The following is a 21,761-nucleotide window of genomic DNA, read 5'->3' as shown; positions in this document are numbered from 1 at the left end:
TTTTATTTTGGATTACGCTTCTTATAATCGTTATTGATTTCCGTTATGATTTGTTGATACTGGGCATCTGACTTCAGCTTACCAACGTAATCGTCCCATGCTGTGATCGGCTCCCGACCAAGAATGATTTTAACTTTTAGATCCTGGATTTTTTTGTCATAGTCTTTGCCGACTTTAATGTACGTCTCGGAATTCAACCCTACTGCAGGGCTGGAAACACTGTATTTGGCTCGCTCATCTATAATCTGCTTGTTCCGGTTCAGGAAATCCAAGGGGATTCCTGTTTGGTAAGCTCTTTCGTATTTATCCAGATTTGCGAATAGATGCACGAAGACGCCTACGTTATCTTTGACGGCCTGTTCCGTGGGGGTAATCACGCCGTCTTTTTCCGTATAATGAACACCTTGGAAGCCATAACTGGCGAGCATCCAACCCTCTTGTGTAGCACCATAGTCCATAAACTGAAGTATACTACGCAGCTTTGCTTCCGGTACGGTCTTCGGAATAACATACATGCCATAGGCTCCCGAATCTTTTGGCACATATTTGCCGGAAGGGCCTTCGAGATAGGTTAGCGGCATCATATCCGCCTGAGGATTCGTTTTTCTCATTTGCCCGGTCAGAAGCCAGGATGGTTTGATAGCATCGGCAAATATGCCGGCTTTGTTCGTCGTGATCATTTCACGTACCTGCGACTGCTTTAATGTTGGGAAATCCGGCGCAATGATGCCATCCTTGTACGCTTTGTTCAGCCAAACGAGAGCTTCACGCGTTCCTGGATCGAACACGGTGTCTGCCAGCTTGCCGTCTTTTTCCTTCCAGCGTCCATTACTGCCGTTCATTACATTTTCTACCCAAACGAACGACCCCATCCCGTCGGAAGTGACCAGTCCGGTCAAGCCGATCGTATCATTTTTACCATTACCGTCCGGATCTTTCTCCGTAAACGCCTTCATGACTTCATACATCTGATTCATATTAGCAGGTGTCTTTAACCCCAGCTTATCCAGCCAATCTTTACGGACCAGCGGGAAGTTTCCGGATCCGTCCAACGGCCTTACGCGGGGAATTCCGTAGCTTTTACCATTGATGCTTGTATTTTGCCAAGATTGAGCCGGGAAGGAGCTCAAATTCTTGTAATCTTTGATAAAAGGCGTAAGGTCCCAGAATGCGCCTTGCGCCGCCATCGTTTTTACTTGCGGGCTATATGGGTCCAAGATCAGCATCAATTCGGGAATGTCCCCTGAAGCGAGTGTCACATTCGTCTTGTCGTCATAGTTGTTGGATGAAACCCAAGAGATTTTCAGCTTGGTATTGGTTTTGTTCTCAATTTCCTTCTTGGTCATATCATCTTCGCCCGGCGGTTCCGGAGTGAAGAACACTGTCATGATGTTAATCTCTGTTGAACCCTTGCCCGAACCAGGTTGGCCCTCCCCTTGCGGATCGCTCTTCGAGCATCCCGCAATTACCATCACCGTGCCTAATAACGATACCAGCACTGTGTTAGCTATTTTCTTCCTGGACATTGATTTTCCTCCCTTACGGATACAAATATATTGTTATTCTTTGACTGATCCGACCATAGCGCCTTTGGCAAAATGCTTTTGCAAGAATGGATATACTAGCAGAATGGGAATCGTAGCTACCACAACCGCAGCCATTTTCAGCGTTTCCGACGGAATTTGCTGTTCGGCCGTCAGCTCAAGAGCGGCGGAGCCGCCGGAAGCGGTCGAAGCGTCAATGAGCATGTTTTGCAGCAGCACCTGCAGCGGCCATATATCATGGTTATTAATGTACAAAATCGCATGAAAGAACGTATTCCAATAACCGACCGCGTAAAATAACCCAAAGGCGGCCATCGCAGGCAGAGAAAGCGGCAAGACAATCCTCAGCCAAGCGCTTATGTCATTGCAGCCATCCATTGTGGCAGCCTCCTCCAGACTGTCCGGGATGCTATCATAAAATCCTTTCATCAGCAGCACATACCAGCCGCTGGTAAGAACCGGTATGATGAGTGACCAAATGCTGTTGATCAATCCTAATTCTCGCACCAGCAAGTAATTGGGGATGATCCCTGGTTGAAACAAGGTTGTCAAAAGCACCATAAGCATCAATATCCTTCTTCCTTGAAGGCGCTTTCTTGATAGCGTATACGAGAAAGCGGAGGTTATGATCAGTGAAAGAAGGGTTCCGGCCGTAGCTAGAAAACCACTGATCCCGATCGCATTAATAAACGACTTCGTCGAAAGAATGTAACGATAAGATATCAGGCTCCATGACTCCGGGAATAAAACGAAGCCTCTGGCAAAATACTCGTCTGGGTTCGTAAATGACACCACAAATACATAATACAACGGAAAGAAGCTGATGGCCGCTACTACCGTTAGCAGCGTCATATTCGCTATGGTAAACAAGCGCTCTCCCGGGTGCTGCTTCATTTCAATACACCCCTTCCTCACCCATTTTTTTCGCGAACTTATTCGCCCCAATAACCAAAATCAAACCGACGACCGATTTGAACAAGCCGATAGCCGTACTGTAGCTGAACTGGCCCTGCTTAATGCCTACCCTGTATACATACGTATCGAACACATCCGCTACATCGGATACCGCCCCGTTCATCATGAGGAAAACCTGCTCGAAGCCGACATCCATTATGTGACCTATTCGCAAAATTAGTAGGATCACGATCACGTTACGGATGGAAGGAAGAGTAATATGCCATATTTGACGAAACCGGTTAGCTCCATCCATCTTGGCTGCTTCGTACAGCAGTGGGTCGATGCCTGCAATAGCAGCAAGAAAGATGATCGTTCCCCACCCAGCGTCCTTCCATATATTCTGAAGTGTAAGCAGCAGCCAAAAGTAATTTGGAGTCGTCAAGAAATCAAGTTGTTTGAACCCGCCGGCCTGCAGCATTTTGTTGATGATTCCTTCCGAGTGGGACAGCAGCAAAAAGGTGATACCGACAATAATAACCCAGGAAAAAAAGTGGGGTAAGTAGACGATCGTCTGTACCGTTTTTTTGAATAACTCATGTCTTAATTCATTAAGCAATATCGAGAGCAGGATCGGTAACGGAAAAAATAAGATAAGGCTTAATGCGTTAATGCCAAGAGTATTACGAAACAACTTGAAAAAATCGTCATTGGTGAAAAACCTTAGAAAGTGTTCAAGACCAACCCATTCGCTTTGTAAAAAGCCTTGATAGGGGGAGTAGTTCTGAAATGCGATTAAAACTCCCCACATGGGCACGTACTTAAAAAGAATAAAGAAAATGATGCCAGGCAGTGCGAGCAAATATAAGTATTTGTTTCTTCTGATCCCTTTGCTCCAGCTACCTATTGCAATCGCCGATCGCTTCACTTCCGGACCGCCAATCCTTGCTGCTCTCGTGTCGCTCATGCCACCCTCGTCCCTTTCGTGTATGATGTGCTCTCATCATAAACACGATCCCCCTTCCCGGCAATAACACTTTTTTTTGCGAAAATAATACTTTCTATCTGCTTATACTTTTTTAAATGCTGCCCGATAGCGTAACGCGCCTGCCTATCCACGCAGCAAAATCAGCAAAAAGAGACAGTACCTCTGAAATAAAAGGTACTGTCCATGAAATGGCTCTCTTTTTATTTTTTAAAAAATGAAAGGAAACACAAAGGTAACGACAGCGGCCCAAAGTCCGTATACCGGTAAATACTTGGCAACGGCATTCTGAACGGCTGTAAGTCCGGTTTTGTTCTGCAGAAACCGCATGTAAGTGAGCATAATCCAAATCAGGTTGGCCCAGATCAGGATGTTAACGCCTAGTACGGCGATTCTGTTGGGCGTAATCCCATAGGAGGAAAGCCTGAACACTATGGCGGATAAAGCTACACTGTCTATGATCAGCGCAAGAATAATCAAGGCAAAATTGATGTAATCCGAAATGTTCCTTTTCTCGTCCGTCTCTCTTTCGGTAATGGAGAAAATGGTGACCGCCAATACACTAAGAAGGATTCCATTGAACGCCAGGAGGAAATCGCGGTCCAGGAATGGATTTTTCCCTACCGCAATAACCGTTACAAGATATACCAGCAAGGTCACCAATACAAGAGGACTAAATATTTTGGCTATATAGGGAGCTATATTTTTATATAGCTTAAGGTTCCTTGACACCAGATATGCAGCCACAACGGCGAGAGCGGCAGCGCCAAAGATAACGACATTTTTAAAATAAAATTCCGTTATATCCATTCCGACAAATCTAAATAACTGCATGGTTAATGCCGTTAGCAGCATTCCGCAGATGGCCATACTGGCGTACAGTATGCCGAACTCTCCGTTAAATTTGAGATAGGCTAATCTGGCTCTGCCTATTGGGTATTCATTTCCTGTAAACGCAAGCCCTACTAATACCCATAAGAAAATGGGAAGGTGAAGATAAACCAGGATAATACTGTCTTTATGCTCCAGAGGCAGCATATTAAGATAAATTGCAGAGATCAAGAACAATGCTCCAAGGGTGTATAGTATCTTTCTTTGAGGTGCATTATTGTATATAAAATACGCTGCAATAAAAGGAAGTACTCCAAAAGCAAGGTTAATCGGGGCTATGGCTTGCTGTTCGGCATAATGAAAGATGATCCTACTGACAAGCCCAGCCAGAATGGCTAGTAGGCCCATAATTAAGAATTCTTTTTGAAGCAGAGCAGCTTTTTCTGTATTTGTCGTCTCCTTGAAATTCAATCTTTCGTTCCATACGGCCAGAACCTGCGAATTAGGGTATTGAGCCCAAGCGGCTGTGAATGACCTCTTGAAAGCTTCAGGATCTTTTCTGTACATACTCTCCAACTCGCTTGGATTCGTCAAATGGTTAATGACAAAATTACTAACGTCCATGCTATACCTCCTCCACTGTCTTAATAAGTCCTGTTTTATTCTTGAGAGTCTTCTTCGTCCATTTTGTACTCTAAAATATCTCCAGGCTGACAGTCCAAAGCCTTGCAAATCGCCTCTAACGTGGATAACCGGATCGCCTTTGCCTTACCGTTCTTCAATATGGAAAGATTGGCCATCGTAATTCCCACCCTCTCCGAAAGCTCGGTAACGCTCATTTTCCTCTTAGCCAGCATCACGTCAATATTGATAATAATCGCCATCGTATTCACCTCAGACTGTTAAATCATTTTCAGATTTTATGTCAATAGCCTCTTTTAAAAGCCTTTGGAGAACAGCGGCAAACACAGCAATCACCAGGGAGGCAAAGATCAAGACCATTCCGATAACAATGATCCCTGGGGCATCGTCTCTCTCTGCTATGAGATATAAGAGCGGCATACCCAGCACATACAAGCCGCTGAATGTGATTGCACAGTATTTTATCTTCTTTAATGCCTGGACCGATAAATCCGAGAAGGCGTTGCTCTTGTCAATATAGCCAAGAAGCTTGAAGGACTGATACAGCGCAATGTAAAAAGGAACCGCCGTTGCATACAAATCGATCAAGACGAGATATTTTAAATAAGGACTGTCCGGATACAATTCTACGGCAAAATTCCCGATCTCAGGCACCGCGAATATACACAAAGCAAGCACCGGAATTGCAATAAGTATAAGAGCCGCCTTTAAAAAGAGGGTTGAGCCTTGTTTCATAACATACACCTCACAAAGTTATTTACGATTTATAATTTAGCATAGTATTTATCGTAATTCAATAAATAATTACCGTTTTTAAATCAATTTTTATTTTATTGTAATACGTCTACATTTTTGTGCACAGAAAAAAAGCATTCCTTTTTTACAAAGAAATGCTCAACTCCACTACAAACTATTCAATTGCGCAACCGATCCAATTGTTCGCGTAACGCCAAGAGGCTTTCGGCCACGGTTTGATGTGCCGTGTCTATAACGATATGATCCCTCTCCCAATCATCGTACTGCCGGTTCTTGACCTCATCCCATGTCGGCAGGACAAAGCCGGGAATATCGGTTGCTTGCGTAGCGACTCGGTGCCTGTGTTCTCGTTCATCCGAGCAGACCACTTCGATTTCGACATAGGGAATTCCGAGATCCTCTGCCACGCCTCGCCAGGCTCGTCGAGTTTCATGAATGGGATTGACCGTGTCCGCTATTACGTCGAGGCCGAGCTTAAGATTCTGTGATGCAATCTCGTAACATACAATATAACCCTCCGGACCATCAACCCAGACTCCGGCAGCTCGCATAGCCTGCTCCACGACATCAACCCGGAGATAGGTGGTCCGGAGCTCTCCTGCCAAAGCTGCTGATAACGTGGATTTCCCAGTGCCGGGCAAACCGCTGAAAATATAGAGCATCAAGACCGCCTCCTTTACATCATCGCTGCCATAAATCGTTTCAAACCTAGCATGGCAAAGCCGAATAAAACCGTGCCGGCACCAATCCCCGTAATCGCGCTGTTCGCTACTTGGAGCTTAGGGGATACAACTACGGCAGCTATCGAAACGGCAACCATTAGCGCTGCCAGAATCCATAAGCTGGGATCGTCAAATACACTTTTCAGACCAATAAAATGTAGGCCGACGATAAAAGCGACCCAAGGAGCGATGTATTCTTTTCGCTTCCATCTGGTAAGTACAAAAGCACCTGCACCTGCCACAATACATTCGGCATAAAACGAAATTAAATAATTACGATAGGCGGACACTTCATTCAAAGCGGATGGCGCATCCCAGTTCGTAATGCTTAAATAGACACCTGTTAAGCAAAGTAACAGCGCGAGACCGGATGCCAAGCCGATATACAGGCGCCAGCTCGGCCTGGGACGCTCTTGTGCCCAGCCAAACCAGACTAAACTAAACATCCCGAATACAGATACGTACATGGCGTAATCCCTGATGTATTCCATGATCCTCCACCTCGTTTCAATAGTTAGTAGAGCAATCCTTGGCCACTTATTGAAGGTTTGGGTAAACCTGATAAAACAAAAACACGCGATTAACGCGTGAGTTTGTTGGCATTATTCCGTAATGATCAACTCGGTTTCTGCAAAAGGCATTGGATTTCGGCATATTTTCAGCTGTTTACCGCTCTGTGAAGTGATGTTGCGGCAAATGACTTTTTTACTGGATACATAAGGATAGGGCTTGACCGTATCTTGACTCTGGTCGTCACACGGATTGGAAAATAAATAAAAGCCTTCATCGTCTCCCGGAACGTTCGAATCGTCGATATGGAGGTTGATAATCTCTACATTCTGAGGCATGTAGCATGTATATCCAAAATCATGCATGCCGTTATTTCTTACGGCAAACACGGAAGTACGGGCATCGCCGTTATACGGAATCCACTTGGAATCCCGAATGATGACGTCGCCTTCCCATGTGCTGCCATAATCATTCCGAAATTCCACTAGAGAATTTCCGTATGAGATTACATTATCAAGAGTCAGCAATCCTCTGCCAATGGCTTTGACACCCTGCCATCCTATGTAGCTGTCTTTTATGGTATAGGTACCGGATACCCCCATATGCGCATCAAGCCTTGAGATGACACAGTTTTCCACTCGTATATTTTTGCAAAAATTTGAAGCGACGACCCCCCAGCGGGTCCGGTCAGTAATATTGTTCATCCTGCAGTTTATCAGCTTAAAATCAATTACGCTATTTGCATGAACATCGTACGATCCCATCGATACCGGCTCACCTGCAGAGCCAATGGTAGTATATATCTTATGTCCGCTAACAAAGCTGTTCTGAATCGTCACATAAGCACAACGCATTGCATTTAAAAATCCTCTGTACGGAGAACCATGTCCCACTTCGCCCGCAATATAATGGACTACCCCGTCGATCACAGTATTGGAGCGAGTAATATCGATCCCGCGGCCATAGTAATCATATTTGGATTCTCCCCGGTTCGCTATTGTTGTAAAAATGCCTCCGCTGATTTTCAGCACGGAGTTATCGATGGGCCACGCTTCTACCTTCGTAATCTCCTCATAGTCCCAATCAATGGGGGAAACAATGGAACCGTCTTTATTCACAATAAAACAGTCTGTCTGATTAGTCCCGTTGTCCTGATTTAACCCAAAACGGATAAATTTCTTCACGTTGGCATTGGTTACAATAACATAACAATTCTCTTCCAATGATAAATCCAATTGCTGCTGGTCTCTGGTCAAGGCCTGGATCTTCAGTTCAACCGGTTTATGGACAGACCTTACATGAAAACAAGGAAGCTTGTTATTGTCTACAACCGTATCGTCGATGGTAAATCGTGTCGTGCTCCAATCTACGTCCGTTTCAATCACGGCAGTCAAAGCTTTGGCTCCAATGTAATAAGTAGCATCAGGTTTGGTCTTTACCGGCAAACCATGCGTATTGGCATAATCATGCGCAGCGCAAATTGCCTCCATATCGTCTGTCTCGCCGTCCCCGATTGCACCGAAATCCTCATAATTGACATTCTGGACTACTTTTTCCATCGTTACTTCCTTTCTACCATATGAGTACGGTTAGTTTATCAGTTAGGGATAACACGCCTGTAAAAAATTTCTTAATTCGATCTTAACATAAGTTTCATTGATGGAGTACCCGTGAAATTTATTATCGCCTATTGCACACTATATCGCACCGTGATATACTCACTTCATGATATATCAAGATGCGATATAACAAGGCATGATGTAACATACACTGATATAATATAAAGGAGATTGTATGGACAACGAAAAGATCTATCGTCAGTACTTGCCGATGTCTGAGACCGCCTATTACATTTTGCTTTCCCTTACCGAGGTTCGGCACGGCTACGGCATCATTCAGTTTGTGGAAGAGCTAACGCAAGGCCGAATTCATCTTGGCCCCGGAACTATTTATGGAAGCTTATCGCGAATGGAGAAGGACCGCTTAATTCAGGCAGTAGCTGAAGAGGAACGGCGTAAGCTGTATCACATTACTTCATCCGGTAAGGAACTGCTCAAGCTGGAGATCGCCAGAATCACGGAGTTGTACGACAATGCGAAGAAAGCTGAGGGATCATTATGATGAAAGAAACCAAAAAAGTGTTTAAATGGTGGGACGGTTCTCAATCGGAGGTCATAACCGCGTGGCTGGAGAAGATGGAAGCCGACGGCTGGCACTTGGTTCGAGTAAGCTGGAACGGGTTACGCTTTCACTTTGAAAAAGGCTCATCAAGGAAAATGAGCTATTGCATAGATTATCAGCCAAAGGCGGATCGGAATTACTCGGGTATTTTTGAAGATACGGGCTGGGAACCAATTTACAATAAAACAGGCTGGTATATTTGGAGACAATCGTATCAAGATACGAAGCCGGAAATATTTACTGACATTGACTCCATCATCGACCGCAATAAACGGCTCATCACTGTATTTACAACTCTTTTTTGCGCACTAATCGTAATTCTTCTTTCAAACATTGTTAATGATTTTATTTTTCCTCTGCTGTTCCTGTATATTCCCGTCTTAAGCCTGCTTGGGATTAGTTTATACCGGTTGACTGGAGAAAATAAAAGACTTCAAGCCAAAAGGATATTTTTTGATTGAACACTTCCAAAAGCCGCACACATCGATTTCCTCATTTTAGTACAATATCCAGCTGAAGCGTTCAATATGAACTGGTTTGAAATTAGTATGAATAGTACTAAGGCCATTCGAATCCTTGGCAGCCTAATGGTATAATTATTTTGAGCTGTAAAGGTTTACAAAAATGGATCAAGGAGTCTGTAAATGTAATGAGTACTTTAACAAAAATACCGAAGGCTGCAGTATTTGGTGCTGCGAATGGTGTTATGTTCATGACTTTTTTTGGGGCTCTCTGGGCTTCCATTGGCATTGTCGGTTCAAATGGACTTGGAGGTCCGTGGTTCCTTGTTCTTTCGGGGATTATGACGTTAATCTTACTTAGCGGAGCGGTATCCCTTTTTGGTAACGCCCGTAACATGAACAATAGTACAACACGGGAAGAAAGAGGACATTGGCGACAAATCAATCGAAAATTCGGCTTGATCTTTGGCCTGGAAGGACTTGCTATCTTTATCGCAAGTGTAATTTGTAACATGCTTGATCATTTTGAACTCTTCTTCCCTATCATGGCCATCATTGTCGGTATTCACTTTTTTCCTCTAGCTCAATTGTTCCGAGTACGCTTTTATTATGGTACAGGTATCGTCCTCTGTATTTTGGGCGTAATTACTTTCTTTGTACCAATGAATGCTACTGTTAACAACGTGTCTCTGATTGCGACGTCTACTTTTATCGGTTTCGGCTCTGCTCTGACACTATGGGTGACAGGTCTGAGAATCTGGATTGTGATGCTCAAACAATTGAAACGGCAATAAAGGCCATCCTTCGGCGGAATGGCCTTTTTTGTAATCCCACAATCCTCTCACCAAACGGCAATATGCCCATCCGTCCTGGACTCGGTGCCGCCTACATAACCTTGTCCGTCAGGATTGCACCAAATGATCTGTCCCCGGCCAAAGCTCAAAGAGGACAGATTACGAGTAATATGGTGTCCTTTCCGCTGCAGTGCCTGCGCGAGGTGATCCGGAAACCCGGGCTCCAGATCCACCGTCTTGCCCTGCTTCCATTGCCAACGAGGCGCATCTAGCGCCGCCTGCGGATTCATATGAAAGTCGATCGTGTTCATGATCAGCTGTACATGGCCTTGAGGCTGCATATAGGCGCCCATAATTCCAAACGGACCGACAGGCTCCCCGCCCTTTGTAAGAAAACCGGGGATGATGGTGTGGTATGTTCTTTTGCCTGGAGCAAGTGCGTTAGCCTTAGTGTCATCCAAGCTAAAATCCGCTGCGCGATTCTGCATCGCAATGCCGGTGTCCGGTATAACCACCCCGGAGCCAAAGCCCATGTAATTACTCTGGATCAGAGAAATCATTTGGCCTTCCTCATCCGCTGCAGCCACATAAACCGTACCCCCGCGAGGCGGCTGTCCAGGCACCGGTTCATGCGCCATGTCACAGATTAAGGCTGCTCGTTCCTCCGCGTACGCATCGGAGAGCAGATCTGCAGTGGATACCCTCATGTTCCGGTTATCCGTCACATATTCCAAGCCGTCGGCAAACGCAAGCTTGATGGCTTCAATCTGCTTGTGATACGTATCCAGCTGGTCTCGGCCCGTTATGTTTAATCGATTCAGCACATTAAGCGCCATAAGTGCAACCATACCTTGTCCGTTTGGAGGGATTTCCCATACTTCATAGTCCCGGTAACGCACATGTATCGGATCCACCCATTCCGGGGCAAAAGCGGCAAGATCCTCCTTCGTGAGAAAACCGCCATGCTGCCTCACAAACGCATCTATTTTCTCAGCCAGCTCTCCATGGTAAAAGGCTTTGGCATTCGACTGCGCAATAGATCGAAGAGTCGAAGCGTGATGCGGCAATCGTATACTTTGGCCTGTTACAGGATATCGGCCATCCGGCGCGAAGGTCGTGTACAGATGCTCGAACTCAGGACCCTTTTCCAGCTTGTTGTACTTGGTAAACTCATATTCGAATAATGTACCCAGCGTCGGCGATACGGGATACCCCTTCTCTGCGTATTCAATCGCAGGACCAAACAGCTCGGCAAAGGGAAGCCTGCCAAGCTTCCGCGACAGCTCCGCCCACGAAGCCGGCGCGCCCGGCACAGTCAACGGCACGATACCGAAGGTCGGTATCGTTTGATAGCCGCGTGCTTTAAGCACGTCGATGGATAATCCTTGAGGCGCCGGTCCGCTGCCGTTCAGACCATGCAGCTTGCCGCCGCTCCATACGAGAGCAAAGAGATCCCCGCCGATCCCGTTGGAGGTTGGCTCCAGAACGGTCAAGCTGATAGCCGCCGCGAGTGCCGCGTCGACCGCATTGCCTCCGCGCTTTAACATCTCTAGCCCTGCTTGCGCCGCAAGCGGCTGGGATGTAGCGACCATACCTCGAGAAGCGTAAGTGCACGTTCGCCGGGAAGGATAGGGATAATAATGAGGATCGAATGTCGTCATAGACTTGCCGCTCCTTTCGTAGCCTTTGCCGTCCGTTGGTCAGTTCCAGTTATTGCAGCCATTGAAAGCCTACAAATGAGCAGCCAGCCAATCATAAGCCAGCCTGCCGGAAATTTCGTGTTCTCCATCGAACAGATCCAAACCTAACCGATCGCCTTTATCATGAAGCTGATAAATCGCTTCAAGCCTGCGATACGCTTCCATGGTTCCATGTACCGGAAAAATACGGTCGTTTGTTCCGGCTTCGATAAGTAGAGGCCGTGGGGCGATCAGGCTAATCACGTCAGGCATCTCCGCTTCTAACGACAATCCCGGTACGTAGTTGTCAATACAATGATGGATGGACAACAAGCTCGCCTCATAAGTATTGGTGAAGCCGCTGACCACTGCCGCAGCGATGCGTTCATCGACCGCAGCCGTATAAGAGCAGACCAGTCCGCCGCCCGAGATGCCCATACAGCCGATTCGGTTCTCATCCACGTCATGGTTAGCAAGCAAATAGTCGATGCAACGCATCGTTTCGTAAACTCTATAGCCTGCCATGGTTTTGCCGATCGCAAGCAAAAAGCTGGAAATACGGTTGCAAGAATTCGCATCCTTGGCGTTCTCCGTCAGCTTCCGGTCCCCGAAACCGAACAGCTCCGGCGCTACGACCAGAAAACCGCGGTTTACAAGCTCTACCGCAAAATTTTTCTGATAGCCGGCATCTCCCGTCTTATCCGTCCCGTCCGGATTCAATCCCACGATATCTCTGCTCCCATAACCGTGACCGTGACAGGCGATGACAGCCCGGTGACGCTCTTCTACACCTTTAGGAATCAGCACATACATCGGCATAAACAGCTGTTCCAACGTCTGAACTTGAACTCTTTGCCGCACATAGGTTCCGCAGTCGACGGATTCCAGTAAAGTTGGCTTCAGATCGGCTGCCTGCTCAGGAAAACCGCCCATTAACTGAACAAAGTGCTTCCTGAAGCCTTCCTGCCATGCAAACCACTCATCCTCCGAGCTGCCCGAAAACCGGCTTGCCGGCTTAATTCCGTCGTATAACATCTTCAAGTACTCATCCGGATTCCACATCCTCTTCGCCTCCCTTGAAATTGTTTAGAAGAACGGCACGTTCATCCGCATCAAGAACCCCTCTACTCGCGAGCAGCAGATCTTGATGTGTAATGAAGTGCGGCCTGCCGTCGATTCGGTCCAAAAAATCTTCAATCACCGTTACAGGAGCCTTGACCAAATCGACCCGATAGAACTTCTCTTGATGGGTCATAGCAAACATCAATTCATCCATCTCGACGGCAGGATCACCGAATAATCTCAGCTCAGCGCTCCCCTTCGTACCTGTAACGAAGATCCGGCAGTCGCCGAAAGCCCAGCATTGCTCAGGAGTATGCCAGTCTGTATACAGCTGAGCCACAAGACTCCCTTCCATTATAACCTGAACCGTCGCCGTATCGTAAAAATCAGGATACTCCGGCAAAATATTCTTGGCCATGACACTGCTGACCTGCCGCACCTCTCTACCGGTCAGCCATCGCAATAAATCGAAGTCATGGATAAGCAAATCCACAATGATTCCGCCGTTGTGCTCCTTGGAAAAATGCCAGGACGCTCGTGCCGACGGAGACAGCTTATGAGGCTTACGCATCGTAATGCTAACCAGTTCTCCCAAATAGCCCTCTTCGATGTTTTGCTTAAGCGTAAACAGGGAGCTTCGTTCCCGGGAGGTGAGCAGCATGCCTACCTGTATCCGATTGCGATCCAATACAGACTCTAGACGACCCAGTCCCTCTCTGGAAGTTACCAGCGGCTTATCCAGCATGATGTGTTTCCCGTACTTTTCGCATAGTTCGATTAAATCTATTTTTTCATTATTCACGGCCGAAGTTCCTATGATCGTCACCTCCAGCCGATTCATTAACGTATCCACATCATCAACTAAAGGAATCCGGTGCTTTTCGGCAAAAGCTTTGGCCAGTGAAGGTTCCTCCACCTCATAAATTCCCGCACAGCGGTTCCCCAGCTCCAGCATTTCCCGAATAAACTTTTCAATATGCCCGTGCCGGCATCCTATGATGGCAAATGCAGTTCCCACGCTTCTCCCTCCTCAGCCTTTCAGCCCGCTTGTGCTGATGCCCTCCACAATATATTTTTGAAACAAGAAGAATACGATGACGACCGGTACAAGCGATAACGTCGACATGGCGAACATCCCGCCCCAATTATTCAGGGAATCTGCATCTAGGAACAGCTTGAGAGCGAGTGACACCGGATACAGCTGCGGCTTGTTCAAGTAAAGCAGAGGTGTAATGAAATCGTCCCATCGCCAGTAAAACGAGAAAATCGTAGCGGTTACGAGCGCGGGAACGATGAGAGGAACGATAATCCGGAAGAATATCGTGTATTTGCTGCATCCGTCCATCTTCGCAGCCTCATCCATTTCGGGAGGGATTGTCCGAATGAATTGCATGATCAGAAATATAAAAAATGGCGTTCCGAAAAAATGAGGGACAATAACCGGCTTAAATGACGACATCCAGCCCAATTTGGAAAACATCACATATTGTGGAATAATCGTTACGTCATGTGGCAGCATGAGAGTCATCATCACGCAGCTGAACCAAAACGTTCTTCCCCAAAACGGGATCCGCGCTAACCCATAAGCTACCAAAGCCGAGGAGACAACAGCACCTATCGTGGAAAAAATCACAATAATGAATGAATTTTTGAAAAAGACGGTAAAGCTGTTCGATCCGAAGCCTTTCCAACCGGCTATATAGTTGCTGAACTCCAGCCGGCTCGGTATCAAATTGTAGGCGGTGGAGAAAATTTCGCCGCTCGGCTTAAGCGAGCTGGCTGCCATCCATAGGATTGGGTAGATCATTACGAGAGCCAGGAGGCTGATTACGGTATGATACAGAATCGCTTGCGCATTGCTTTTCCGCATGTTACCTCTCTCCTTTCGACTCATAGTGAACCCAATAGGCCGATGATTTGAAGATGACGAAGGTGATCGCCGCGATGATCAGCAGCATGACCCACGCCATAGCGGAAGCATATCCCATTTCAAAAAAAGCAAAGGCACGGCGGTATAAGTAAAGGGAATACAATAACGTATTATCCAGAGGCCCCCCTTCACCCCGGGAAATGACATAGGCAGGAGTGAACGTCATAAAAGCAGAGATGATTTGCATAATCAGATTAAATAAGATGATCGGGCTCAGCAATGGAATGGTAATTCTGTAAAACCGGTACCACCCGTTCGCACCGTCTACGCTAGCCGCTTCATAATACGATTGAGGAATATTTTTTAGCCCCGCCAGAAATATGAGCATGGAAGAGCCGAATTGCCAAACGGACAAGGCGATCAATGTCCAAAGTGCCGTTGACGGGCTGCCGATCCATGATGTTGTCGTATGGATGCCCACTAGCCCAAGCATTGAGTTAAGCAGGCCTTTATCGCCAAAAATTTGGATCCACATAATGGAAACCGCAACGCTGCCTCCGATCAATGACGGCAAATAGTAAGTCGACCGGTAGATCCCAATGCCACGAGCCGTGTTATTAAGCAGCATAGCCACTATTAGAGCAAAGGCCAGCCGAAGCGGGACACTGGCAAATACGTAAGTAAACGTGACCTGTAATGATTTGATCAGCTTCTCGTCGTTTGTAAACATCTTCTGATAGTTGTCCAATCCAATCCACCTAGGCGTATCGAATAAATTATAATCCGTAAAGGAGTAGTACAGAGAAGACAATATGGGGTAAGCGGTAAATATTAGAAATCCAAGAACAAAGGGAGAAATAAATATATAGCCGACCAAATGGTCGTTTTCACGAAGCTTCATTCTCTACCCTCCTTTGTCAGCAAGCTCGGAAAGAACGAATCAGAACAGCGCTCCAGTGCGCTGTTCCGATCCCGATCTGTATCGTCCCGCATGCTAATTATTTTTTGTTTTTACCCAATATGGCGTTGGATTCCTTCTGAAATTTGGCTGCCGCATCTGCAGGCGAAATTTTATTGTAGAGAATTTGCTGGCTGGTATCCGTCAGCAGCTTCGATACCTCCACGGCACCGACCGGGTCGATCGGATTATCCGAGGTCGTCCTCTGGCCGACCCAGGCGACATAATCGACGACCTTTTGTTCCTCCGGCGTAAGCAGCGGTTTGATGGCTTCCTGCACCTTGCTGGAAATAGGCACTCCCCGCTCACCCTTCATAATTTTATTGGCTTCGATATCGTTGATCATAAAATTGACGAACTTGATCGCTTCCTCTTTATTCTTCGAATTTTTTGCCACGGAAAGACCCTGACTCGACTGCAGGAACAGTCCTTTATCAATATTGGGTCCCGGCGGCGGCGCGATGTCCAAAGGTCTCTTGGCAATGGCCGAGTCGGCGACAAACAAGTTGGACCAGGTAAACGTAGTTCCCGCATTGCCCAACACTAGCTCGTCATCCTCAGGTACGCCCTTCTTCTGGGCCTGTTTATCCAATGCAAGCAGGTAGCCGTTATTGTACATTCTTTGCAAACGGGTATAGTAGTCGGTAAACAGCTTGTTATCCGTATACCCGAGCGAGGTACCGTTAGGATCGAATAAGTTTCCTCCGAAAGTACGCAAGTAGAATGACAAGAAATTGCGGTCATCAATAGTGGCGGCGGCCAGCTTCCCCTTCGCTTTCAATTTGGACGCCATGGCCTCGAAGTCATCCCAGGTCCAGCTATTGGACGGCAGGCTGGCGCCGGCATCCTTAATCATTTGCGGGTCGTAGACGACGGCAAGCGCATTAACGCCGAGCGTAAGCTGATATTGTTTACCGTTATACTGGCCTACCTTTAAATAACTATCGGAGATCGAGCTCTTATCAATCGTTCCTTTGGTCATATGAGGCGCGAGGTCCTCCAATTGTCCCCGATCTCCGAACTGGCTGATGTAAGCCACGCTCATCTGAATGACATCGGGCAAGTCGTTCGCTGCGGCTTGCGGAACGAGCTTCTTCCAATAATCGTCAAATGCCGCATATTCAGGCTCAATCTTAACGTTCGGATGTTGCTTCTCGTACATATCGATCATTTTCAGCGTGTAATCGTGCCGCGATTGTCCTCCCCACCATGCAACTCTCAGCTTGATCTGTTCCTTGCTGCTGCCCGAGCCGTCCGCGGGCTGTGAAGCCGGCGCCGAAGTGTCGCTCGAGCTGCAGCCTACCACTCCGGTTAGCAGCATCGACAACGATAACGATAACGCGATTTGTTTACTTTTCATAAGTAATCCTCCCTCAAATGGGTCTACTCATGACTTCGGTTTTTGAATCAATGAGCTAATGAGGACGGAATTGCCCTCTCTCATTGATTTGTTGGCAGCGAAGCCTATGGCGTTGGACATCGCACCGTCCCAGGAGCTAGCCTGCTGATGAAGCGGGTCTTCCATGTTTCCACGAAACAGCATTTTTAACAGCCGTTCGTCCCCTCCTCCGTGGGCACCCAAAACTAGCGGTACCTTATAGGAGATTTCCTCTTCCCTCCGGTTGTATATTCTTAACCGGTTAATGTCTTCACCGGCAAACGGCCCTACGGCTCCATGAAACGTTTCCGCTTCTAACCTTCCCTCGCTGCCGTTGATCGCCAGCTTGAAGCCCTCAAAAGGAGAATGAGCCGTTAACGAATAGCTCATCAACGCACCGCCTGAATATTTCACGTGCAGGCTCACGGAATCCTCAATATCAATTTCCTCCGAGAACACACATTGATCGCGGTAGTATGCATCCACATCCTCACATTCGAGGTAAAGGTCCCGGGTAGATTCCTTGGTTATATCAAAATAAAATTCACACGAACTTTTGTACGAACAGGTCAGGCACCGCGTCCCTCGCTCCTCCCTGGTCGGTCCATAAAACCGGAGCGAACCAAAAGCGGAAACCTGCACCGGCTCCTCCTCCAGCAGCCAGTTGATGAAATCGAAGTGATGCGTGGATTTGTGGAGAAGCAATCCGCCGGAGTTCTCCTTCTTCCGGTGCCACCTTCGGAAGTAATCTGCACCGTGTGAAGTGTCGAGGAACCACTCAAAATGGACGCTTAAAATTTGGCCAACTGTATTTTGCTTAAGAAGCTCTTTAATCCGCACGACAAAGGGTCTGTACCTCATGTTAAAAGTGACAGTGACTTTTCGGCCAGTCCTTTGCTCCGCTTCCAGAATGGCCTTACACTTTTCCTCGTCGATCGTCATCGGTTTCTCGGTAATTGCGTCACACCCCATCTCCATTGCCTTGATGATGTATTCATGATGGTATCTGTCGATGGTGGTCACAATGACCACGTCCGGCTTCGCTTCAACAATCATTTGTTCAAAGTCTTTGTACACCGGAAAACCGCCGCCGCATTTTTGCTGAAGCAGCTCAGCCCGTTTGTAGTTAGGATCGTAGACTCCAACGATTCGCGCTGCGTCTGCGAATTGCTTGCTAATCGGTAGAGCAAACATCGACGTACATCGGCTGCCGGCTCCGACAATTGCGTAAGTTTTCATAGATTCATCCCCATTTGTTAATAATTGTCTAAATATTCTGACATTTAATTCCATAAAAAGTCCTGCCTACAGATGATAAACCGATTCACCGCCCAATACGGTTTCAAGAATGGTCCAGCCCCCATCGGCATGATGATCATATACAATAAAATCCGCTGGAGAACCGGCCTGGATGGTACCGACTCCCTCACGATCCAGCCCAAACAGCTCTGCGGGGTGCAGGGAAACCATCGTAATGCACTCGCCCAGTGAAGCTATGCCGGCTTTCGCTGCATTTTGAATTCCAACATGCAGCGGTGTGGATGACCCGGCCAATATGTCAGGGGTGCTGGCTAAATGCAGAAATCCATTTTCCTCCAAGACGACATCGTCGTTAATATGCGTATGGTATCTCCCAGGCGGCATTCCGGCCAAATGGACCGCATCGCTAGTCAGAATCGCCTTTCTCCCCTTAGCTCGGATCATCACTTTCAGCGTGGACATGGGAAGATGAAATCCGTCCGGAATAAGTCCCGCCCACAAACGATCCTCTGCTAACTGAGCCCATATGTAATTAGGATGCCGTTTGATGTAAGGGTGTGCACCGTTGCCCAAATGGGTGCTCATTGTAACGCCGGCGCTGACAGCCGCTTGAATCTGCTCCTCCGAAGCCGCAGTGTGGCCGATAGACGCGATGATCCCAAGCTGACGCAGGTTCTTAATAAACGGGATGGCACCAGGCTTCTCCGGCGCCAAGGTCACCTTGCAAATTCTCCCCCCGGCAGCTTCATTCCACTCCAGAAATTCCATCCAATCCGGATCCCTAACATAGAGAAGGTTATGTGCTCCCCGCGGGCCGTCCTCCGCTGAAATGAACGGACCTTCTACATGAATGCCGATAACTGAATTTCGTACAATCGGATCGGACTCACATGATTGTGCTATGGTTCCGATGCAGTGCAGCATTCGTTCCTTCGAACCGGTCACCACAGTAGGACAGAAGCGGGTCACACCGCCACGGTGAAGAACGGCTGCAGCCTGCCTGACCGTATCCACGGTTAATTGTGCATCATTAAGATCGAACCCGCCGATTCCATTGACCTGGACATCGATTAGCCCGGGAGCAATCCAATGCTCTACCTTTTTATTGCTAGGCTGAAGACGGACTACCTTACCGTCCTCAACCACGACCGTTACCGTCTGACCTGTCAACCAATGTTTACCTGCCCACGACGATGTTTTTATAAGAATCACCGTCTTTCCTGGTTCATTTCCGATGCTGAGAAATTGTCGAGGAACAAGGTGTAGTTAGGATGGCTTTTCAAGATAGTTGCCGGAATCTGATTCGTGCACTCATGAGCGAAGAAATCGCGGATCGCCCGTGCCTTTACCTTATGGGGGACGCAGGATATGATGATCTCGCTTTGCATGATTTGATGCACCGTCATCGTGATCGCCTGACTTGGAACCTCATCGAGTGATGCAAACCATCCTTCGCCTACCTGCTGCTTTTTACAATGTTCATCCAAATTCACAACGATGTACGATTCCTGCGTATCAAAATCTGCCGGAGGGTCGTTGAAGGCAATATGGGCATTCTCTCCTATGCCGATCAACGCCAGATCGATCGGTCCCTTCCGTATTTCAGCACACAATTCGGCAATGTTTACTTCAATGTCTCCCTCTCCATTAACGAAGTGCACCTGTTTGAGCGGAATCGAGAGGCGCTCTACAAACCGTTCCTTCAAATATTTCCGGAAACTTGCCGGATGATCACCGGGAAGATGTACGTATTCATCCAAGTGGAACATCTCCACCTTGCTCCAATCGATATCTTTTTGCGTAAGGGACTCTAGCGTTTCAAACTGTGAGGCTCCCGTCGACAGCAACAGCCTCGCACTTCCCTTCTCCTCGATACGTTTGCGCAATAGCTGCGCACATCGCTCGGCCGCTTCTTGGCCAAGCTCCTTAGCGTCTTCCAGAATATTTACTTCCATAATCGACAATAGTCACTCCTTCACATGGGAATCATCGTCCTATAGAAACCGATTTCTATTCGTTTGATGTTGTATCTTTATGCGCAAGTATGTTAATTATTACACTTTAGTTACAGAGTCTCTTTCAATTAATTCAGGCTGCAGCATGATCTCTTTTTCAGTCGCATGGGTTCCCTCTAACAGCTCCATCAGCGTTTGGCACGCTATCGTTCCCATCTCATATTTGTTTAGATTCACCGTTGTTAGAGCTGGAGTAAGCATCTGTGATAGTTCAATGTTGTCAAACCCGATCACCGACATTTGACCAGGCACGTCCACTCCGGCGTGTTTCAGCTCATGGATGACTCCTGCCGCAGTAAGATCATTGCAGCACAGAACCCCCGTCGGCCGGTCATCTGCATGCAGCAGGCGGCGTGCCAGTTGTTTGCCATTATTGAATTCGAAAGTACTGCCATAGGATGAATTCTCGCAATCCTCCGATATTTGAATCCAATGATCGGCTGGGGAAATTCCTTCTTCATATAAAGCCGCTTTGTAGCCCTGATAGATCTGAATCCGGCTAGGACGATTTAAAGCAGCAGATAGAAAGGCAATCCGTCTGTGACCCTTCTCAATGAAGTGCTTGCATGCGAGATAGGCACCCTTCTGGTAATCAAAGCCGATTTGATACACCTGTCGGCTGTTCACCATTTGATCGATGCTGATGATCCTCTGCCCCTTGGCCAAATATTTGTTAAGCCATTGTTTCTTTGGGGAAATCGAAGACAAAATAACACCCTTTACTTGCTTTTCAAGCAGAGTCTGCAAGTACTCCGCCTCAAGCTTGGCGTTCTGGTGAGAGTTGCAAAGTAATACCTGGTAACCGGATTTTCGTGCAATTTCTTCAATGCCAAGAACTACATCGGCATAGAACGGGTTGCTGATAGAAGGAATAATAACGCCAATGGACATGCTGTTATTTTTTTTCAGCTGACGGCCGAGCATATTTGGGGTGTAGTTTAATTCTTTGGCTGCGGCCTTAATTTTTTCGCTCATTTCACTGCTTACCGGATACTTACTGTCGCTGAGTACTCGGGACACGGTAGCAGCGGAAGCATTCACCAATTGCGCTATATCGTAAATCGTAACCGGCTTATCGGACACGGGTTCACATCCTTTGTTATTTTGGATCCATTAGATCATACCTAGGTAATGAGATTAATAGCTTTTGAGCCCTCTCTCATAGAGATGCAATTAGGGAGAGTTCAGAGGGGGACTATCTGAAGTATATGACGAGTAA

At 47.2% G+C, this 21,761-nt stretch carries 22 protein-coding genes; 3 read left to right on the top strand and 19 right to left on the bottom strand.

All coding sequences use genetic code 11. The features are described from left to right. Positions 1 to 2: 2 nt before the first annotated feature. From ACFQ88_RS18850 to ACFQ88_RS18810, 9 genes are all read right to left on the bottom strand, one after another. Positions 3 to 1,526, bottom strand: a complete 1,524-nt coding sequence (locus ACFQ88_RS18850; protein ID WP_379455187.1) for an extracellular solute-binding protein — start codon at positions 1,524 to 1,526, stop codon at positions 3 to 5. A 33-nt stretch (positions 1,527 to 1,559) separates the two neighbouring features. Next, positions 1,560 to 2,438, bottom strand: coding sequence for a carbohydrate ABC transporter permease (locus ACFQ88_RS18845; RefSeq protein ID WP_379455186.1), 879 nt, complete (start codon positions 2,436 to 2,438; stop codon positions 1,560 to 1,562). 1 nt (position 2,439) lies between these two features. Continuing rightward, complete coding sequence (locus ACFQ88_RS18840; protein ID WP_379455185.1) at positions 2,440 to 3,405, bottom strand: ABC transporter permease; 966 nt, start codon at positions 3,403 to 3,405, stop codon at positions 2,440 to 2,442. A 228-nt stretch (positions 3,406 to 3,633) separates the two neighbouring features. Next, on the bottom strand, positions 3,634 to 4,878 hold the full coding sequence (locus tag ACFQ88_RS18835; protein ID WP_379455874.1) for a DUF4153 domain-containing protein: 1,245 nt from the start codon (positions 4,876 to 4,878) through the stop codon (positions 3,634 to 3,636). Between the two features lie 35 nt (positions 4,879 to 4,913). Further along, positions 4,914 to 5,138, bottom strand: a complete 225-nt coding sequence (locus tag ACFQ88_RS18830; protein ID WP_239625495.1) for a helix-turn-helix domain-containing protein — start codon at positions 5,136 to 5,138, stop codon at positions 4,914 to 4,916. A gap of 10 nt (positions 5,139 to 5,148) precedes the next feature. Then, on the bottom strand, positions 5,149 to 5,631 hold the full coding sequence (locus ACFQ88_RS18825; RefSeq protein ID WP_239625497.1) for a DUF2975 domain-containing protein: 483 nt from the start codon (positions 5,629 to 5,631) through the stop codon (positions 5,149 to 5,151). A gap of 179 nt (positions 5,632 to 5,810) precedes the next feature. After that, positions 5,811 to 6,314 (bottom strand): P-loop nucleotide/nucleoside kinase family protein, encoded by a 504-nt coding sequence (locus tag ACFQ88_RS18820; RefSeq protein WP_379455184.1) that lies wholly within the window; start codon positions 6,312 to 6,314, stop codon positions 5,811 to 5,813. A gap of 14 nt (positions 6,315 to 6,328) precedes the next feature. Beyond that, on the bottom strand, positions 6,329 to 6,865 hold the full coding sequence (locus tag ACFQ88_RS18815) for a hypothetical protein (RefSeq protein ID WP_379455183.1): 537 nt from the start codon (positions 6,863 to 6,865) through the stop codon (positions 6,329 to 6,331). A 111-nt stretch (positions 6,866 to 6,976) separates the two neighbouring features. Next, positions 6,977 to 8,443, bottom strand: coding sequence for a hypothetical protein (locus ACFQ88_RS18810; protein WP_379455182.1), 1,467 nt, complete (start codon positions 8,441 to 8,443; stop codon positions 6,977 to 6,979). Between the two features lie 235 nt (positions 8,444 to 8,678). Between ACFQ88_RS18810 and ACFQ88_RS18805 the strand changes: the two genes are divergently transcribed. The 3 genes from ACFQ88_RS18805 (at position 8,679) to ACFQ88_RS18795 (ending at position 10,320) form a co-directional block, all read left to right on the top strand. After that, positions 8,679 to 9,005, top strand: a complete 327-nt coding sequence (locus ACFQ88_RS18805) for a PadR family transcriptional regulator (RefSeq protein WP_239625507.1) — start codon at positions 8,679 to 8,681, stop codon at positions 9,003 to 9,005. Continuing rightward, positions 9,002 to 9,526 carry a DUF2812 domain-containing protein gene (locus ACFQ88_RS18800; protein ID WP_379455181.1) on the top strand — a complete coding sequence of 175 codons (525 nt, stop codon included), beginning with the start codon at positions 9,002 to 9,004 and terminating at the stop codon, positions 9,524 to 9,526. The genes ACFQ88_RS18805 and ACFQ88_RS18800 overlap by 4 nt, the downstream gene beginning before the upstream one ends. 188 nt (positions 9,527 to 9,714) lie before the next feature. After that, positions 9,715 to 10,320: a V-type ATP synthase subunit I domain-containing protein gene (locus ACFQ88_RS18795; RefSeq protein WP_239625511.1), complete on the top strand. Its 606-nt coding sequence runs from the start codon at positions 9,715 to 9,717 to the stop codon at positions 10,318 to 10,320. A gap of 47 nt (positions 10,321 to 10,367) precedes the next feature. Here ACFQ88_RS18795 and ACFQ88_RS18790 read toward each other — a convergent pair whose 3' ends face one another. From ACFQ88_RS18790 to ACFQ88_RS18745, 10 genes are all read right to left on the bottom strand, one after another. After that, positions 10,368 to 11,981 (bottom strand): gamma-glutamyltransferase family protein, encoded by a 1,614-nt coding sequence (locus ACFQ88_RS18790; RefSeq protein WP_379455180.1) that lies wholly within the window; start codon positions 11,979 to 11,981, stop codon positions 10,368 to 10,370. Positions 11,982 to 12,050: 69 nt separating this feature from the next. Continuing rightward, entirely contained in the window at positions 12,051 to 13,061 is a 1,011-nt protein-coding gene (locus ACFQ88_RS18785) for an alpha/beta hydrolase family protein (RefSeq protein WP_379455179.1), read from the bottom strand. Next, entirely contained in the window at positions 13,045 to 14,079 is a 1,035-nt protein-coding gene (locus ACFQ88_RS18780) for a Gfo/Idh/MocA family protein (RefSeq protein WP_379455178.1), read from the bottom strand. The genes ACFQ88_RS18785 and ACFQ88_RS18780 overlap by 17 nt, the downstream gene beginning before the upstream one ends. Positions 14,080 to 14,091: 12 nt before the next feature. Continuing rightward, positions 14,092 to 14,931, bottom strand: a complete 840-nt coding sequence (locus ACFQ88_RS18775) for a carbohydrate ABC transporter permease (RefSeq protein WP_379455177.1) — start codon at positions 14,929 to 14,931, stop codon at positions 14,092 to 14,094. A 1-nt stretch (position 14,932) separates the two neighbouring features. After that, positions 14,933 to 15,832, bottom strand: a complete 900-nt coding sequence (locus tag ACFQ88_RS18770) for a carbohydrate ABC transporter permease (RefSeq protein WP_239625524.1) — start codon at positions 15,830 to 15,832, stop codon at positions 14,933 to 14,935. A 97-nt stretch (positions 15,833 to 15,929) separates the two neighbouring features. Further along, positions 15,930 to 17,249: an ABC transporter substrate-binding protein gene (locus tag ACFQ88_RS18765; RefSeq protein WP_379455176.1), complete on the bottom strand. Its 1,320-nt coding sequence runs from the start codon at positions 17,247 to 17,249 to the stop codon at positions 15,930 to 15,932. Between the two features lie 27 nt (positions 17,250 to 17,276). Next, a complete protein-coding gene (locus ACFQ88_RS18760; protein WP_379455175.1) occupies positions 17,277 to 18,506 on the bottom strand; it encodes a Gfo/Idh/MocA family protein in 1,230 nt (409 codons plus the stop codon). A 66-nt stretch (positions 18,507 to 18,572) separates the two neighbouring features. Next, on the bottom strand, positions 18,573 to 19,697 hold the full coding sequence (locus ACFQ88_RS18755; protein WP_379455174.1) for an N-acetylglucosamine-6-phosphate deacetylase: 1,125 nt from the start codon (positions 19,695 to 19,697) through the stop codon (positions 18,573 to 18,575). 38 nt (positions 19,698 to 19,735) lie between these two features. Next, positions 19,736 to 20,482 (bottom strand): glucosamine-6-phosphate deaminase, encoded by a 747-nt coding sequence (locus ACFQ88_RS18750; protein WP_379455173.1) that lies wholly within the window; start codon positions 20,480 to 20,482, stop codon positions 19,736 to 19,738. 99 nt (positions 20,483 to 20,581) lie between these two features. After that, on the bottom strand, positions 20,582 to 21,625 hold the full coding sequence (locus ACFQ88_RS18745) for a LacI family DNA-binding transcriptional regulator (protein ID WP_379455172.1): 1,044 nt from the start codon (positions 21,623 to 21,625) through the stop codon (positions 20,582 to 20,584). Between the last annotated feature and the right edge of the window lie 136 nt (positions 21,626 to 21,761).

It is taken from the genome of Paenibacillus sp. NPDC056579 (assembly GCF_042793215.1).
Taxonomy (GTDB): Bacteria; Bacillota; Bacilli; order Paenibacillales; family NBRC-103111; genus Paenibacillus_S.
Note: the sequence above shows the minus strand (reverse complement) of the source record. Positions and strands in the feature narration are given on the sequence as shown.

What these genes read in the sequence shown, in the direction of transcription:
- ACFQ88_RS18850 (WP_379455187.1), bottom strand. Translation starts at nt 1,526, where the DNA reads ATGTCCAGGAAGAAAATAGCTAACACAGTGCTGGTATCGTTATTAGGC.
- ACFQ88_RS18845 (WP_379455186.1), bottom strand. Translation starts at nt 2,438, where the DNA reads ATGAAGCAGCACCCGGGAGAGCGCTTGTTTACCATAGCGAATATGACG.
- ACFQ88_RS18840 (WP_379455185.1), bottom strand. Translation starts at nt 3,405, where the DNA reads ATGAGCGACACGAGAGCAGCAAGGATTGGCGGTCCGGAAGTGAAGCGA.
- ACFQ88_RS18835 (WP_379455874.1), bottom strand. Translation starts at nt 4,878, where the DNA reads ATGGACGTTAGTAATTTTGTCATTAACCATTTGACGAATCCAAGCGAG.
- ACFQ88_RS18830 (WP_239625495.1), bottom strand. Translation starts at nt 5,138, where the DNA reads ATGGCGATTATTATCAATATTGACGTGATGCTGGCTAAGAGGAAAATG.
- ACFQ88_RS18825 (WP_239625497.1), bottom strand. Translation starts at nt 5,631, where the DNA reads ATGAAACAAGGCTCAACCCTCTTTTTAAAGGCGGCTCTTATACTTATT.
- ACFQ88_RS18820 (WP_379455184.1), bottom strand. Translation starts at nt 6,314, where the DNA reads ATGCTCTATATTTTCAGCGGTTTGCCCGGCACTGGGAAATCCACGTTA.
- ACFQ88_RS18815 (WP_379455183.1), bottom strand. Translation starts at nt 6,865, where the DNA reads ATGGAATACATCAGGGATTACGCCATGTACGTATCTGTATTCGGGATG.
- ACFQ88_RS18810 (WP_379455182.1), bottom strand. Translation starts at nt 8,443, where the DNA reads ATGGAAAAAGTAGTCCAGAATGTCAATTATGAGGATTTCGGTGCAATC.
- ACFQ88_RS18805 (WP_239625507.1), top strand. Translation starts at nt 8,679, where the DNA reads ATGGACAACGAAAAGATCTATCGTCAGTACTTGCCGATGTCTGAGACC.
- ACFQ88_RS18800 (WP_379455181.1), top strand. Translation starts at nt 9,002, where the DNA reads ATGATGAAAGAAACCAAAAAAGTGTTTAAATGGTGGGACGGTTCTCAA.
- ACFQ88_RS18795 (WP_239625511.1), top strand. Translation starts at nt 9,715, where the DNA reads ATGAGTACTTTAACAAAAATACCGAAGGCTGCAGTATTTGGTGCTGCG.
- ACFQ88_RS18790 (WP_379455180.1), bottom strand. Translation starts at nt 11,981, where the DNA reads ATGACGACATTCGATCCTCATTATTATCCCTATCCTTCCCGGCGAACG.
- ACFQ88_RS18785 (WP_379455179.1), bottom strand. Translation starts at nt 13,061, where the DNA reads ATGTGGAATCCGGATGAGTACTTGAAGATGTTATACGACGGAATTAAG.
- ACFQ88_RS18775 (WP_379455177.1), bottom strand. Translation starts at nt 14,931, where the DNA reads ATGCGGAAAAGCAATGCGCAAGCGATTCTGTATCATACCGTAATCAGC.
- ACFQ88_RS18770 (WP_239625524.1), bottom strand. Translation starts at nt 15,832, where the DNA reads ATGAAGCTTCGTGAAAACGACCATTTGGTCGGCTATATATTTATTTCT.
- ACFQ88_RS18765 (WP_379455176.1), bottom strand. Translation starts at nt 17,249, where the DNA reads ATGAAAAGTAAACAAATCGCGTTATCGTTATCGTTGTCGATGCTGCTA.
- ACFQ88_RS18760 (WP_379455175.1), bottom strand. Translation starts at nt 18,506, where the DNA reads ATGAAAACTTACGCAATTGTCGGAGCCGGCAGCCGATGTACGTCGATG.
- ACFQ88_RS18750 (WP_379455173.1), bottom strand. Translation starts at nt 20,482, where the DNA reads ATGGAAGTAAATATTCTGGAAGACGCTAAGGAGCTTGGCCAAGAAGCG.